At 43.6% G+C, this 13103-nt stretch carries 19 protein-coding genes; 12 read left to right on the plus strand and 7 right to left on the minus strand.

The genetic code is table 11. The annotated features are described in order from the left end of the window. Positions 1–4: 4 nt before the first annotated feature. Positions 5–1111 (minus strand): Gfo/Idh/MocA family protein, encoded by a 1107-nt coding sequence (locus tag B9G69_RS12505; protein ID WP_217897675.1) that lies wholly within the window; start codon positions 1109–1111, stop codon positions 5–7. 221 nt (positions 1112–1332) lie between these two features. Here B9G69_RS12505 and B9G69_RS12510 point away from each other — a divergent pair, with 221 nt between their 5' ends. Further along, complete coding sequence (locus B9G69_RS12510; RefSeq protein WP_176400920.1) at positions 1333–1848, plus strand: DUF4142 domain-containing protein; 516 nt, start codon at positions 1333–1335, stop codon at positions 1846–1848. Positions 1849–1913: 65 nt separating this feature from the next. Here the strand turns inward: B9G69_RS12510 and B9G69_RS12515 are convergent, their stop codons facing one another. After that, entirely contained in the window at positions 1914–2447 is a 534-nt protein-coding gene (locus B9G69_RS12515; RefSeq protein ID WP_088614806.1) for a GNAT family N-acetyltransferase, read from the minus strand. Between the two features lie 176 nt (positions 2448–2623). Between B9G69_RS12515 and B9G69_RS12520 the strand changes: the two genes are divergently transcribed. After that, positions 2624–2902 carry a hypothetical protein gene (locus B9G69_RS12520; protein WP_088614805.1) on the plus strand — a complete coding sequence of 93 codons (279 nt, stop codon included), beginning with the start codon at positions 2624–2626 and terminating at the stop codon, positions 2900–2902. 41 nt (positions 2903–2943) lie between these two features. Here the strand turns inward: B9G69_RS12520 and B9G69_RS12525 are convergent, their stop codons facing one another. Beyond that, a complete protein-coding gene (locus B9G69_RS12525; protein ID WP_088614804.1) occupies positions 2944–4137 on the minus strand; it encodes an MFS transporter in 1194 nt (397 codons plus the stop codon). Positions 4138–4543: 406 nt separating this feature from the next. Here B9G69_RS12525 and B9G69_RS12530 point away from each other — a divergent pair, with 406 nt between their 5' ends. The 5 genes from B9G69_RS12530 (at position 4544) to B9G69_RS12550 (ending at position 7468) form a co-directional block, all read left to right on the plus strand. Further along, positions 4544–5431 carry a hypothetical protein gene (locus tag B9G69_RS12530; protein ID WP_088614803.1) on the plus strand — a complete coding sequence of 296 codons (888 nt, stop codon included), beginning with the start codon at positions 4544–4546 and terminating at the stop codon, positions 5429–5431. 171 nt (positions 5432–5602) lie between these two features. Further along, entirely contained in the window at positions 5603–5833 is a 231-nt protein-coding gene (locus tag B9G69_RS12535; RefSeq protein WP_088614802.1) for a hypothetical protein, read from the plus strand. Between the two features lie 32 nt (positions 5834–5865). Beyond that, on the plus strand, positions 5866–6096 hold the full coding sequence (locus B9G69_RS12540) for a hypothetical protein (protein WP_088614801.1): 231 nt from the start codon (positions 5866–5868) through the stop codon (positions 6094–6096). 92 nt (positions 6097–6188) lie between these two features. Beyond that, positions 6189–6512 carry a hypothetical protein gene (locus tag B9G69_RS12545; RefSeq protein WP_088614800.1) on the plus strand — a complete coding sequence of 108 codons (324 nt, stop codon included), beginning with the start codon at positions 6189–6191 and terminating at the stop codon, positions 6510–6512. Between the two features lie 158 nt (positions 6513–6670). Beyond that, positions 6671–7468: a response regulator transcription factor gene (locus tag B9G69_RS12550; protein WP_088614799.1), complete on the plus strand. Its 798-nt coding sequence runs from the start codon at positions 6671–6673 to the stop codon at positions 7466–7468. Positions 7469–7524: 56 nt separating this feature from the next. Here the strand turns inward: B9G69_RS12550 and B9G69_RS12555 are convergent, their stop codons facing one another. Together B9G69_RS12555 and B9G69_RS12560 are read right to left on the minus strand one after the other, a co-directional pair. Beyond that, entirely contained in the window at positions 7525–7677 is a 153-nt protein-coding gene (locus tag B9G69_RS12555) for a hypothetical protein (protein WP_176400918.1), read from the minus strand. Positions 7678–7802: 125 nt separating this feature from the next. Further along, positions 7803–8744 carry an iron-containing redox enzyme family protein gene (locus tag B9G69_RS12560; protein WP_217897674.1) on the minus strand — a complete coding sequence of 314 codons (942 nt, stop codon included), beginning with the start codon at positions 8742–8744 and terminating at the stop codon, positions 7803–7805. A 288-nt stretch (positions 8745–9032) separates the two neighbouring features. On the opposite strand from B9G69_RS12560, the gene B9G69_RS12565 reads away from it, so the two are divergent. The 3 genes from B9G69_RS12565 to B9G69_RS12575 all read left to right on the plus strand — a co-directional run bounded on the left by B9G69_RS12565 (position 9033) and on the right by B9G69_RS12575 (position 11402). Beyond that, a complete protein-coding gene (locus B9G69_RS12565) occupies positions 9033–9809 on the plus strand; it encodes a dimethylarginine dimethylaminohydrolase family protein (protein WP_176400917.1) in 777 nt (258 codons plus the stop codon). Between the two features lie 89 nt (positions 9810–9898). Further along, complete coding sequence (locus B9G69_RS12570; protein ID WP_088614797.1) at positions 9899–10687, plus strand: YrzE family protein; 789 nt, start codon at positions 9899–9901, stop codon at positions 10685–10687. A gap of 223 nt (positions 10688–10910) precedes the next feature. Continuing rightward, positions 10911–11402 carry a hypothetical protein gene (locus B9G69_RS12575; protein WP_088614796.1) on the plus strand — a complete coding sequence of 164 codons (492 nt, stop codon included), beginning with the start codon at positions 10911–10913 and terminating at the stop codon, positions 11400–11402. 4 nt (positions 11403–11406) lie between these two features. Here the strand turns inward: B9G69_RS12575 and B9G69_RS12580 are convergent, their stop codons facing one another. After that, entirely contained in the window at positions 11407–11940 is a 534-nt protein-coding gene (locus tag B9G69_RS12580) for a hypothetical protein (RefSeq protein WP_141096888.1), read from the minus strand. Positions 11941–12007: 67 nt separating this feature from the next. Between B9G69_RS12580 and B9G69_RS12585 the strand changes: the two genes are divergently transcribed. Together B9G69_RS12585 and B9G69_RS12590 are read left to right on the plus strand one after the other, a co-directional pair. Continuing rightward, the gene (locus tag B9G69_RS12585) at positions 12008–12253 is read left to right on the plus strand and encodes a DUF2614 family zinc ribbon-containing protein (protein WP_088614794.1); all 246 of its coding nucleotides are present in this window, start codon (positions 12008–12010) and stop codon (positions 12251–12253) included. Between the two features lie 101 nt (positions 12254–12354). Further along, positions 12355–12690 carry a helix-turn-helix domain-containing protein gene (locus B9G69_RS12590; protein WP_088614793.1) on the plus strand — a complete coding sequence of 112 codons (336 nt, stop codon included), beginning with the start codon at positions 12355–12357 and terminating at the stop codon, positions 12688–12690. 52 nt (positions 12691–12742) lie between these two features. Here the strand turns inward: B9G69_RS12590 and B9G69_RS12595 are convergent, their stop codons facing one another. Continuing rightward, the gene (locus B9G69_RS12595) at positions 12743–13060 is read right to left on the minus strand and encodes a hypothetical protein (protein WP_088614792.1); all 318 of its coding nucleotides are present in this window, start codon (positions 13058–13060) and stop codon (positions 12743–12745) included. Between the last annotated feature and the right edge of the window lie 43 nt (positions 13061–13103).

The raw sequence follows: 13103 nt of genomic DNA on the forward strand, positions 1-13103 counted from the left end.
CCGATTAATTGTGGGGGCTTTGAACATTCACAGTTTTTGGTTTTCTGTGGGGCGGGCGCATAATCATCTGGCCCTTGTGAGGTCGGGAGCGTTTGTTGGTTTGGTCAAGGCTGACAGCTTTTCTGGATTGTGCGGATTTAAAGATCGCATTCAATATTTTTACGTCTGCAAGACCTTCTAAGGCAGAGGGTTCTGGGTTTTTGTTATTTAGAATGCATTCGCTGAAATAGACGATTTCAGGTGCAAACTGATCTCTTTTTTTATATTCGCGCACTTGATCTTTGTCTTTTTTGGTGACGGTCAAAGTCATGTCTTCCGTGTATTCATAGGCATTTTCTAAGCAGAGGGCTCCTTTTGTTCCGAAAACATCAAAATTTGCCGAAGCCTCTGTACCAAAACTCACCACAAAGTTTGCAAGTTTTGCATTGGGATAGCGCAATGTGACCGCGGCCATTTCTTCGACCTCTTTAAAGCGGTCATCCCTAGGATGAGAAGCAACAGTTGCGAACACTTCAATGGGCTCTTCTTTGAATAAGTAACGAGATGCATTTATACAATATGTGCCGATGTCGAAGAGGGGGCCACCGCCTTTTTCTTGTTTAAGACGAATATTATCCTGATCCGTTAACTGATAAGTAAAGGTGGAGTTGAACAGTCGTGGCTCGCCTATTTTACCATTGGCAATCAACTCGGAAGCGGTGATATTGGCTTTCTCAAAATGCAGACGGTATGCAACCATCAGCTTTGTTTTATTTTTCTGAACGGCGTTCATCATCGCAAGGCAGTCACTCTCGGTCGTTGCCAGTGGCTTTTCCACCAAGACGTGAATTCCGGCGTTTGCTGCCTCGACAGTATAGAGTTTGTGATCCACATTCGGCGTGCAGATATAAACGGCGTCGATCAGTCCGCTTTTAAGTAAGTCAGCGTATTCTTCATACGAAAAAAGATTTTCTACTTTATACTTTTTTCCAAGGGATTTTAGTTTGCGCTTGTCGCTTGAAACCAAAGCGACGAGTTCTGAATTGGATCGAGCGTTTTTAAATGCCGGAAGTACAGCGACTTGGGCGATGTGACCTAAACCGACGACTGCATAACGAATTTTTCTTTTCACTTCACACTCCTTTGTTTCAGTCCGAACACGACACAGGCTAACTAACTTCATCAAATGTCCAAATGCTCTGCTTGGTGATGTGGGAAAATACAATATGTTTTAAACCAGTTGTGGGTGAATAATTCTGTAACTCTGGATCAAAGCTAGAATTACTGATCTATAACTGGAGTGTTATGCTGGGTTTGTTGATAGTGATCACAGATTTACCATCAGGAGGTTTTATGAAAAAATATTCTGCATCCCTATTCACAGTCGCATCGTTACTGCTTTTTGCTTTGAATTGTTTCGCCTTAGATGACACCCATATTACGGAAATTATGAAAACTGCAAATACGGGAGAAATCGACGCTGGAAAGCTTGCGAAAAAACGTGCGACCAAAGATTCTGTGAAAACCTTCGCAGAAAAAATGGTTAAAGAACACACCGACAACCGCGATAAAGTGAAAGAAATCTCGAAAGACCAAGATATCAAAATGGTTGATAGTGACGAAAGCAAAATGCTGAAAGACGACGCCAAAAAGAAAATCAAAGATCTGAAAAAGGTCAAAGGTGGCGAGTTTGATAAGGCCTATATGGGCACACAGGTCGCTATGCACCAGCAACTCCTAGACGATCTTGACCAAAAGCTGATCCCTCAAGCTAAGAATCCAAAATTGAAATCATATTTAGAAGAGACAAGAACCCACGTACAAAATCATCTGAATGATGCCAAAACTATTCAAACAGAATTACAGTAGGTTTATCGGAAACTCCGATTGCTACGGAGACTTGCGGTCGGAGTTTCGAATTAAGGGTTTCGCAGTTAGATGCCAAATTCGGGAGGGTACTCCACATAACCACTTGCTCCCTTTAACGCAGCGGGGGTGAGTTCATAAGCTAAAAAGGCCTCATCGGGAATATCAAATGGGGCCTTGATGCCCCAGTACGATGCCTGCTTGTATCCAAAGCGGGGCGAGTAGCCCGTTGGATCCGATAGAATCACCGAATGAAATCCCAGGTCCCGTGCAACGCGGTGACCTTCATCGATCATCATTCCACCAATGCCGCGATTCTGATAATCGGGCGATACCGCGATCGAAGCGATTGCTAGTGAGTTAGGGAAATTTCCAGAGCCCGTGTTGATACCAAGCTTTGTAAATAAAATGTGTCCCACGATTTTTCCTTCAAGCAATGCCACCAACGATAACTCCGGAACAAACGATGCCGAAAAGCGCAGAATGTGCACTAGGTGATGTTCGTTGCCGTCGGTGTGTTCAGCCCTCAAAAAAGCTTTTTGAATCAGCTGTTCAACTTGGGCGCGATCTTCAATGTGTTCTTGGCGAATAGTTAATTCCACGGGATCTATTTAACGATGTTTTCTGGAATACTAGAATATTTTAATAAGGTTCTTGGCGCGAATGTTGTCGAATCACATGACAGAACGCTGTTTTATAAAATGAAATACACTCCCGGTCTGCAAAAAACCTCAGAAGTTCGTCAGTATAGGATTATCAAATGTTTAGGAGGATCCCCATGAAAAAGCTAATTTTTGTCGCAGTGTCTTTAGTATGTCTTGCCGGCACTTCATATGCGGAAGGCACAAGAGCAAAATCGAAGTCTTCGACATATAATCAAAACTACAACCGCAACTACGATTCTTCATACAGAACGGAAGAACAAAGACGTGCCTTAGGTACAACGGACCGTCGTGATATCAACTCTAAAGAAAACAGAGCCTTGAACACGCAAGGCGGAGAGTTCCCGCAAAGCGAAACGACGGATTCATTGGTAAGTCCAGGAGCTACCCGCTAGTTTTTTAAAAAAAGATCCCGTGGGTCGTTCCCACGGGATGGCTAATGAAGAGCGATGGTGTCGGCTGAAGCTTTAAAGTCACCGATGCGACGTTTTAAAGAAAGGGCGATTAAAAGCCCCCCGAACGCTAATGCCGTTCCGACCCACAATGGGGAATTGAAAGATAAGCCTGCTGCCAGAGGCAACCCTCCTAAGAAGGCTCCCAGCGAATTTCCCATATTAAAAGCTCCTTGTCCTATGGAGGATCCCAGAAGCGGGGATTCCTTGGAGGATTCCAGAAGTAAAATCTGTATTGGTGATCCCATCGCCATGGCATTTGCGCCCGTAATAAACGTCAGAAAAATCATCGGTACCAAGTGAGCGGAAAGCATCGAGTTCAATATCAATACGAGCGTCATAGACAACAGCAAGTAAACCGCCGCCTTGAGTGCTGACATCGAATCTGCCATTCGACCGCCCAACCAATTTCCCACGGTCATCCCAAGCCCGGCTAATGATAAGAAGTAAGGGATGTACTCTTTGGCCACCGCCGTCTGATGAGTCAGAAGAGGATTGATATAGCTGAACCAAGAAAAAAATCCGCCAAAACCAATCGACGCAATCGCAATTCCGAACCACAGGTTGGAGTTTTTAAAGATAACAAATTCATCTTTAGCACGCCCCCCTTTGGTGATGGGCTCTAATTCTGGCAACCATAAATGGATCGCCGTAAACGTGATAGCGCCAATCACAGCCACCAATCCAAAGGCGGCTCTCCAGCTAGAAAGCTGACTTAAATAAGTAGCCAGCGGAACTCCAATGATGTTGCAAATAGTCAGGCCACCCAGCATCACGGCGATAGCGGAGGCGGCTTTTCCTGGAGGAGCAATTCGGGAAGCGACAACCGCACCCACACCAAAGAAAGCCCCATGAGGCAGCCCCGAAAGAAATCTTAAAAGCAAGAATGTCCAAGAATTTGGTGCCAAGGCAGACAGACCATTAAAAACGGTAAAGATAATCATCAGAATCTTTAAAAGTTTCTTGGGAGGATAAGACCTTCCTGCAAGAACAAGCAAGGGTGCTCCAACCACCACTCCCAAAGCGTAAGCCGCAATGTAGTGACCAGCTTGCGAGATCGTGACATTCATTGCAGCGGCTACTTCAGGCAAAAGACCCATGATCACAAATTCAGTCAGACCAATACCAAATCCGCCCAAGGCCAGGGAGATAAGACTTAACGGTATACGAGATCGCATATTAAATTTTCCAATGGGAAGTGAAAGAGTTCGTTCAGATCATTGCATATAAGAATGCAGATTATTAGCTATTAATTAGAAAAAATGTTTTTCACATCCCGAAATAACTCAGCCTAAGAGGGTGCGTAGGAGTTCTACATTGTCGACGGAGAGTTGGATTAAAATGAGACATTTTTATGTGAATTCTCAGGCAAGTAACACGCGACAGGGGCTTGAACTCCATTTTAAATCGTCAAAACAATTATAGGCGAGGCATCTGTTTGCATTAATCTTATTTATTCTGGAAAGCTAATAGACAGCTTTAAAAGGTTCGACGATTTTAGTCATCCATTGCGACTTCAGTGGAAATGGCAAGCACGGGGGTTGCAATAGATGGGTTCTGGGTACTTCGTATCTAGGGGAGCCTATGAATTTTCAGAAGCTGCAAAAGTTGTCGTTGATGGTTTTAGCCGGTTCCAGCGTTGTTTTGTTTCAAAACTGTTCACCGTCTTCTAGTTACACGTTTGATCCCAAGTCACTGCAAAGTACAGATGGTTCCGATTATTCCCCCGTTGTTGATGGGCAAGACCCCAGCGACGAGGACAGCATTGTTTCCATTCCCGAGATGATAGATGGTGGAGATAAAACCTCGGATGCTTTCTGTCAGGCGATGTTAGATGGTAAGACTGAGATTGCTTACGACACCATGGCCGATCAGCAATCTCCTGAAAAATCTTTTGAGATTCATAGTGCGGGATCAAAAATTCAGTATGAGCGCATCGGATCTATTAGTAATGGTGCCGGGCAAAACCTATCGGTCCAAGCAAGATCGATTGCGAGTGTCAGCTCGTTTTCTTTACAAAACTTAAGTTTGAATGCTCAGGCAGTTGGCAAGGTTTCAAACTTCAGTGCTTCCTTGGTTCAAGTGGCTTCTCACTCGATCTCTGAAGTATCAAACTTTGCGGGAGTGTTTTGTGCGAGTGTGCAAACGATCGGCTCACTTCATGATCTTTCTTCGAAATTGTCTGTTTATGGACGTTCGGAGAATGGCGTGAAGGGTTCCATTTATGAAATCCATAACATGGCAGCGATGATCAGCTTGCACGATGTGGATGTGAATTCGATTTCTCAAGGCGCTATTAATGCGCGAATTGAAAATGGGCATGTGGGTAGCATCTCTCACGGTTCAGGCATTGTTTATCTTGTCGATTCAAGAGTCGACAGCATTGATAACTTCGCCGGCGAGATTCATCTTATCGGGAATTCGTCTGTGGGTTCCCAAAGCTCTTCAAGCGTCAAAATCGTCAAGAAATAAAGTTGTAAAAAATGAAACAGGGAAAAGGGGCTACCAGCCCCTTTTTTTCATTTGAGGTCCAGTTTACACTGCGCATTTACACAATATTTACATATCGCTTGTTATAGTGTAAATAATGTGTAAATACTAACTATGTAGAGACGGGGCGGTACCTGTCTTAAAGGAGTTTGTATGGGAGCGATGAAGGAAATTTACGAGGACTACAAATACGCGGGCGATACAGTGGATACGGCACCTGAAAACTTTATGGATTTTCTTCCAGCGTTCGAGGACGAAGAGTTAAAGGTAGGATCGCTGACTTTGGGTGCCGGCGGGGTGATGTTGCGCTTTACTCCCACAGGTGGGGTTTTATCTATGCATGAAATAGCGACGCCAATCAGACCACTTACGCAATCTAATTAAAGTCTTACGGATGCTCTTTTTGGGATTAAGTCATGGTTTACATTTTTGCAGAAAGAATCCCTGGGGATTTTATAGATCAGTCCAACCGTCTTAAAGAACACTTGCCGGAGAATCTAAAGCACTTGTCTTTGCATCCGGCAGAGATCGTGGATGACATAGATCATGCGATTATCTCCCTGATTGCTCTCATTCAAAAATGGCGACAACTTCGGTTTGTCATTTTAGATGAAACTGGCAAATGCTTGGATGCATTTTTCTATTAAAGCAGATAATCATTTTGCATTCCGGATTTTTTAAGTCACACTTAAATACACTCCGGATGCACCGGAGTTCGTCAGCATCCGGGAGCAGCAACATGATAAAGTATTTTGTGTTTTGTTGGATCTTATTAGGTTTTGTGACCAGTGCGAGGGCCGTTCCTGAAGCAGAGATTTCTGAAAAGGCCGATAGCGTTGTCGAAAAACTCGATGTGACGGACGCCATTCAAGCGCTGTTTAAAAGCGACGTCACGTTGTCGCGATCTGCGCAAAATATCGGAATTATCCAAAAGCACAGCACGCTGATCTTACGCGGAACTGTGAAATCTGCAGAAGAAAAAAAGCGAGTTGGTAAGATTGCTGAGGATGCAGCAGAGGGTCTTACTGTCATCAATGATACTCGCGTGAGCACTCAGGAATAGCCAAGGGTCTTAACTCTTCTTTCACCCAGCATTTGCTGCTTGAGGCCTAGGCATTTGTTCGAATTTTTGTGGTGTTTATGTTTCGTTTGTAACACCAGTTTTCCTGTTCCTGTGAAATTGCATGAAGACTCAGAAAGAGGCTTAATAAACCTTTCTCAATGTATCCTTCATCGTTTACCTTGCTCTCCAAAGTTAATCAAAATTTAAACTGTGCCTTCCTAGGCACTTGGGGTGAAAGGATACGAGGTATGCCGAAGCGGTTTCTATTGGTCGAAGATGACAGCGCCATTGCAAGGATTGTAACTGACAGCTTGATGTTGGATGGCTACTCCGTAGATTGGGAATATGATGGCTTAAATGCTTTGAAGAAGCTTTCCACCCGTCATTACGACCTTGTTATTACAGATTTAAGACTGCCTTCCCTGAGCGGATTTGATTTACTCAAACACATCAAAAGCCATTATACGAACTTGCCTGTCATCATGTTAAGCGCGGTGGCGGACTTAGAAGAAAAACTTCAAGGGCTAAAAAATGGGGCTGAGGATTATATCTGCAAACCATTTTCTATCGGAGAACTTCAGATCAAGGTCGCAAAAATCATGCGATCTTACGAAAACACACCGGTGATATCCTGCGGTGATTTACGGTTGGATCGCATTAAGCGAGTGCTTACCAATCAAACCGAAAAAATCGACATTCAAGAGCGCGAATTTCATTTATTAGAAACGTTCTTTTTAAATCCCGACAAGGTGATTTCCAAAGAGCAGATACTAAGAAATATCTGTGGATATAATTTTGTGCCCAGCACGAATGTTGTGGATGTTCTTATTTGCCGCCTGCGCGACAAAATTGCCCATAAGAAAAGCTCGGTCTCTATAAAAACTGTGCGAGGAATTGGTTATCGAATACACACCGATCCTCATGGGAACGACGTTCAAGTTTCGCCGTCCACTTAAAAAATATGTACCGCAAACGGCGGCCTTCCCAGGGGAGACTATCGGGATGGCCGTCGTCAATTGTATGTTTTAAAGTTTATAGAACGGGATTTTACGTTCCCGTCCTTTCCACCTTTGCTGTTTGAATCTTGTGACGTGTAAGGATCTTTATCTGGCTCCTGAGTTTGGGAGCCTTTGGTTTTTTCATTTTGATTTTTCTTAGTACTCATACTTCGGCCCTTTCCTGTATTTAAGAGTTTGAAAGAAAGTCGATAAAGAAAAACCCTACAAGAAATAAAGAAATGAACAGGGAGATCAAATACGAAACTGTGCTATTCATATTATACCTTATAAGTTAATGAGAAGAACCCCAAAGCTCTTTACGATATCTTTCAAAGCAACGTTTGCCGGCGTTCAATCTTAACAACGCTCCTTCAGCGATTGGTTTTGCCAACGCAGGGTTTTCCGTCACCAGAGGGAACAATACTTCCGCATTCCATGCCTCGGAATGTTTAATGTCTAGACTGGAGTGAATTAGATAATATCTTTGGGCTTCCGGACTCAATCCCAATCGTTTAAGCCCATGATAGACTTTCAGTGCTCGGCCTGGCGCTGTCAGTTCAATCACCCCCAGAGCTCCAGCAGAGTGATAAGCGTAACGGCGGTTTAAGGCCATAGCCATCATGATGTTTCCAAGAGCCGCTGCCTCTGGCATCGTTTCTTGAAGGGAGGGTGGTTCAATCTGCAATTCATGGGCAAGATTTGAAAGCATGGGACCGTGCATGCCTTTTTCATTTCCTCGCCCCATTTCGTCCCAATAGTTTCTTGCAAGTTCCAATTTTGGACGTGTTGGCATCTTCACTTGGGTCAGTGCCGTCAGATCTTCAAAACCAGCCTCGCCTGCGACCTCTTGACGAATAAACCAAGTCATTTCTTCGTGGTTCGCAGACTCTTCCAGCCAATCGAAAAGTGGGTCATTTTGCCCAGGTCCTGTGAGGCGCAATTCCTCAAACCACTCCATAAATTTTTTTGGATCAAGGGGCATATCCACCAAGCGTGATTGAATTTCGTCGAGTTCCGCATGAAGCATTTCGTTTTCTAAAATTCGTATAAATGCCTCTTCACCGATTTCTTGTTTCCAATTTTTCGAAGGTAATTTTGGATCCAGTCTGGATCGGTTAAATACTGCTAATTGCATGTGAATTTGCGATAAGTCAGCGTGCTGCTCTAATTTTGGTTGGCTGGAAATCGGATCAAAGTCCGTGATCATTGTTTCTGAGTTTTCAGTGATTCGCATAGCAATCTCCCAATGAAAAAATCAAATTCTCTCAGTATTTAACGTTGCAGTGTTTATGCCATCTATATTGGCCCCATTTGTGCTTAATACAAATTATCTGTTGTTCATTTTCACCGTTGGATTCAGGAGGAGCCGATGAAAAATTGCAGTCCCACATTTTTTGTAAGTGCCACCTGTTGTCCTTCGCAGTGCTTGGAACATGAAGGCTGTGTCTACCAAATTGCGTGGAATATCAATCCTCACATGAAAATCGGAAGCTCATCACCGGAACTCTCGATGAGACAACACATGAAATTTGTAAGAACACTTAAGGAGTGTGGCGCCAACGTCATGGTCTTGCCGTTTATTCACGGGGCCTTTGATTCTGTTTTTATGAAAGATAGCGCGATTCTGAAAAGTACCTCTAAGGGACTCTCTGCGCTTGTGACTCGCCTGCGCTGCGAGCAGCGAGAAGTTGAGGCGATCGAAAGAAGAACTAACTTAGAAAAGCGGGGTATCCACGTTTGGGGGCAGGCTTCCAGTCATCTTGAAGGTGGCGACGTCGTGGCTTTTGAAAAAGGTCAAAAGATCTTTATGGGGCATGGCTTCCGATCAGATCGTGCAGTTACCAAATATTTAGAGAAATTTTTCGATTGTGAGGTTATTCCGTTGGAACTCAAAGATCCAAATTTCTATCACCTCGATGTAGCCTTAGCGATTTTGCAAGATGGAACTGCCTTTGCCTGTAAAGATGCGTTCACTGCGCATTCCTGGGAAATCCTTAATAACAGTGGTCTCACCTCCGTCATCCCGGTAAGCCGACAAGAAACCATGAGTTTTGGTTTGAACTGGGTCGAGATTGGTGACTCGGTAATTGTCGGAAGTTATGTGCCAAGAATGTCTGAGATTTTAAAGGCGATGGGAAAAACAGTAAGACACGTGCCACTGGATCAATTCCAACTGGCTGGTGGCAGCGCTGCCTGTCTGACATCGAAAGCCTATGATTTGGAATCATCCGCTAAGGGTGCACTGATGCCTTTAGCTGCTGTCGACGAATATATGTATAGTTTCGTTAACTGGAAATAATTTGTTTGAAAACAAGATTAGATTAAAAGCACTGGCTGTGAATTTTAACCTCATTCATCATACGACAAGAATTATTGAAAGGAGCATTCATGAATAATGATAGTTATAGAAATGGAAATGTGGAATTGAATGGTCATCGCCATTTGGTTTGTTGGCGCTCGGCACTTGCAGGGGTTGTCATTGGTTTAGTGACGATGATCGGCTTGCTGGCGCTGTCCGTGGCATTCGGTGGAATTGGTCTTGATGATGGATCGACAGTTAAAAATGCGACGATCTTTGCGGGTGTCAGCATCGTCGTGGCTTTGATCGTCGGAAACTTTACCGGCAGTTATTACTCGGTTCGCATTGCTCGTCGCCGTGTCGACGTTGTAGGTGTGATGCAAGGTTTGTTGGTGGGAGGCATCTGTGTACTACTGATGGTCTGCCATACGATGGCGTCAGTCGCAATGTTGGGTAAAGTGACAGGTTCTGCCTTGGGTGCTGCGGCTTCGACAGCAGGTGGTATCGCAGCGACGCAAGCACCAGTAATTAACGATATGATCCAAGACAGCCTGGGTAATCGTAAGTTGGCAGCGGATGCGGATGTGATTGTTAAGGGGCTTGCTTCTCGTTTGGTGCGCGGCGATCAGGAGAGTGCAAAAAATTATCTGGCAGCACAAGCTGGCATGACTCCGGAGGAAGCTGACAAGGCTGTGGCAACATTGAAAGAGAAAACCGACAAAGCCATGGAAGAGACGCGCAAAGCCGCGGCTACAACTCTTAAAGCAGTCGGTTGGAGCAGCTTCGTGATGATCGTATTAGCGATGATCGCAGCCGCTTTAGGTGGAATGGTAGGAGCTGTGTGCAATGAACGTCGTATGATCGACGTGGCAAGATAAGGGAGGTCCTGATGAAAGCACTAGACGTTGTCAACAACACAAAGGGCGCAATTGGTTGGATTTTATTGTGGGCCTTGGGAATTCCAATTCCTTTGCTCATTGTTCTATTCCTTATTCGCGGTGGAACTTAAATCTCTCAACAAAAGAGGCTGGGGAATCCCAGCCTTTTTAATTTTAACCTCCATGCATTGACGCACTTTTGCTAACAAGCTACGATTTTTCCATGATGATTAAAACCCTGCTTCCGTTTCTTATTGTTTCAAGTTCCTTTGTAAACTCGGCTGCTTCCTCCAACAAGTTTAGAGATGTGATCGATCCCGATTATCCAGAAGCTTTACGCAAAGAAATCCGTACGCCATCCTATAAGTTAGATTTTAACGGCGATGGGAAAGAAGATGTTGTCAAACTTCAAATTAATGAAACGGCCAAACTATCGCGTGCGATTTTGATTCTTACTCAGAAAGATGGATCTAAAAAAGAAGAAATTCTGAAAGAGCAGCCGTTGCTGAATGGGAAGGTCGATTTGACCTTAAGTCTTAAGAAAGCCGGCGACTTAGGCATTTCAGAAAGAAAATATTTCGACGAAGAAGGCAATGCCTCTAAGAGAGCCATCTACAAAAAATCCCCAGCAATTGAAGTAAGTTACGATCAAGATTATTGCACAATCGGCTATACCTTCGATAAAGAGCTAAAAAGGTACGAAGTATGCGATTAATCGCCTAAATATTTTCAATCGCATATCCATCAAGGCTAAGTCGTTCGATTAGCAAAGATAAGTACCGGGCCATCCCCGCCAACAAAATAACTCCAAAGAGCATAAAAAGATGTTCATAGGGTTTTCCGGCGAGCACAAAGGGGCTGAACAACCCCAAGCCCACTAATAGCAGGAGCCAAGCGATTCTTTTTTTGAATAGCAGATAGACTGGCGATTTCAACCAAGCATAAGTATGTATTAATAGCAAAACCCCACAGCCTATCCAAAACGCTGTAATGAAGGTGTCGGTCGTGTATTGAACTGTGCCAACATAGGCGATCATGAAAAGGACGGCTAGAAATAGAGGAGAAAAAGCTCTGACCTGACTTCTATTACTATTAATAAGAAACTCATCCATTGAATAGATTTTGGATTTTGGATGTTTTTTAGTAATTCTTAAGATTTTTAAGGGGACGGCACCCATGATTGAAAAAAACAGGAAAAATATCAATGGAAGTACAAAGTTCACCAATCCGGAAATAATAAATGACTTATCCATCTGGAAATTAAAACCAACTACCACTATCATGTATAGAATTATGTTTTAAGTGACAGGAGTATTTGCGATGATGCAGAAGATTTTTGATTTTTTATTTGTATGGGGAATTTTCATCGCCCCGGTCGTGATCATTGTGGGATTGCTCTTAAGAAACAAAGCCAGGCTGCTTGCGAAACTCTTAGTGGTGTTAGGGCTCATCTATCTGCTTGCTTCTTCGATCGTGGTGTTTTTGATAAGATCTGAGACTCAAAAGCAAAAAGATGCCGGCGTTCATGAATACCTTGAAGAAACCAAAGATTCCGACAAAGATTAGTGAGTTCTAAGAAAGCTTTCATATTTGAAATCTGTGAACACTGCGATTTGAAGATCTGTCATCGACTCAACTTGGAATAAAACAAAAAATTGTTTTGAATTGTGAAGTTACGGCAAAGTAAACCATCGGTGGTTGAAAAGGCCCAAGTTGAATCGTACGGTGACACCATTGAGGTGTTTATGCCAATTGGAAGATATCTGCGAGAAAAACGAATAGCTACTTTAATTAGCCAGTCGGAAGCCTCTGATAAACTAGGTTATTCCGGACCTCAATACCTGTCGAACATAGAAAATAACAAGCGAAATGCATCGCCTTGCCTGCTGATGAAAATGTGCGAGCTTTACGGAATCAGTAAGACGGAAATGAGGCAAGTCTATATTGATTCTTGTGCGCGAATCGCAAAAAAAGAAGCGGAAAAAAAATGGGTGAAAGAATGAATAACCATATCGGTAAATCCGACATTTCGGATTTACCGATACTGCCCGTAAACTATTTATGACACAGAACTGTGTTGCCATTCTCGAACTGAAGAGACAGGCCCTCTGCAGTCACCTTAACGTCGCCCATATAGGCTTCTTCGTCATCGCGATACATTTCACCGAAGGCTAAAGTTGAATCAAAGCTGATCACCGCCAGCGATGAAGCTGATTTATCTGCATTAATTTTATTGGCCAAGTAAAATGTGGGCTCAACCGATGTTAAAGTCAAAGTGGAACCATCATCGCATGCGTAAGAACCTTGAAAAGCGTGGGCATTAGTAACAGCTAACAAGATGAGAGATGTGATAAGTGTGAAAGAGAATTTCATTGATACTCCCGTTTAAAGTCCGGCTATTTCGCCATCTGAAATT

The organism is Bdellovibrio sp. SKB1291214, from assembly GCF_002209355.2.
GTDB lineage: Bacteria > Bdellovibrionota > Bdellovibrionia > Bdellovibrionales > Bdellovibrionaceae > Bdellovibrio.

Coding starts and splice junctions, on each gene's coding strand:
- B9G69_RS12510 (WP_176400920.1), top strand. CDS start 1,333: ATGAAAAAATATTCTGCATCCCTATTCACAGTCGCATCGTTACTGCTT.
- B9G69_RS12520 (WP_088614805.1), top strand. CDS start 2,624: ATGAAAAAGCTAATTTTTGTCGCAGTGTCTTTAGTATGTCTTGCCGGC.
- B9G69_RS12585 (WP_088614794.1), top strand. CDS start 12,008: ATGATGCAGAAGATTTTTGATTTTTTATTTGTATGGGGAATTTTCATC.
- B9G69_RS12540 (WP_088614801.1), top strand. CDS start 5,866: ATGGTTTACATTTTTGCAGAAAGAATCCCTGGGGATTTTATAGATCAG.
- B9G69_RS12570 (WP_088614797.1), top strand. CDS start 9,899: ATGAATAATGATAGTTATAGAAATGGAAATGTGGAATTGAATGGTCAT.
- B9G69_RS12575 (WP_088614796.1), top strand. CDS start 10,911: ATGATGATTAAAACCCTGCTTCCGTTTCTTATTGTTTCAAGTTCCTTT.
- B9G69_RS12525 (WP_088614804.1), bottom strand. CDS start 4,137: ATGCGATCTCGTATACCGTTAAGTCTTATCTCCCTGGCCTTGGGCGGA.
- B9G69_RS12595 (WP_088614792.1), bottom strand. CDS start 13,060: ATGAAATTCTCTTTCACACTTATCACATCTCTCATCTTGTTAGCTGTT.
- B9G69_RS12530 (WP_088614803.1), top strand. CDS start 4,544: ATGAATTTTCAGAAGCTGCAAAAGTTGTCGTTGATGGTTTTAGCCGGT.
- B9G69_RS12555 (WP_176400918.1), bottom strand. CDS start 7,677: ATGAGTACTAAGAAAAATCAAAATGAAAAAACCAAAGGCTCCCAAACT.
- B9G69_RS12560 (WP_217897674.1), bottom strand. CDS start 8,744: ATGCGAATCACTGAAAACTCAGAAACAATGATCACGGACTTTGATCCG.
- B9G69_RS12550 (WP_088614799.1), top strand. CDS start 6,671: ATGTATCCTTCATCGTTTACCTTGCTCTCCAAAGTTAATCAAAATTTA.
- B9G69_RS12545 (WP_088614800.1), top strand. CDS start 6,189: ATGATAAAGTATTTTGTGTTTTGTTGGATCTTATTAGGTTTTGTGACC.
- B9G69_RS12565 (WP_176400917.1), top strand. CDS start 9,033: ATGAAATTTGTAAGAACACTTAAGGAGTGTGGCGCCAACGTCATGGTC.
- B9G69_RS12535 (WP_088614802.1), top strand. CDS start 5,603: ATGGGAGCGATGAAGGAAATTTACGAGGACTACAAATACGCGGGCGAT.
- B9G69_RS12580 (WP_141096888.1), bottom strand. CDS start 11,940: ATGGATAAGTCATTTATTATTTCCGGATTGGTGAACTTTGTACTTCCA.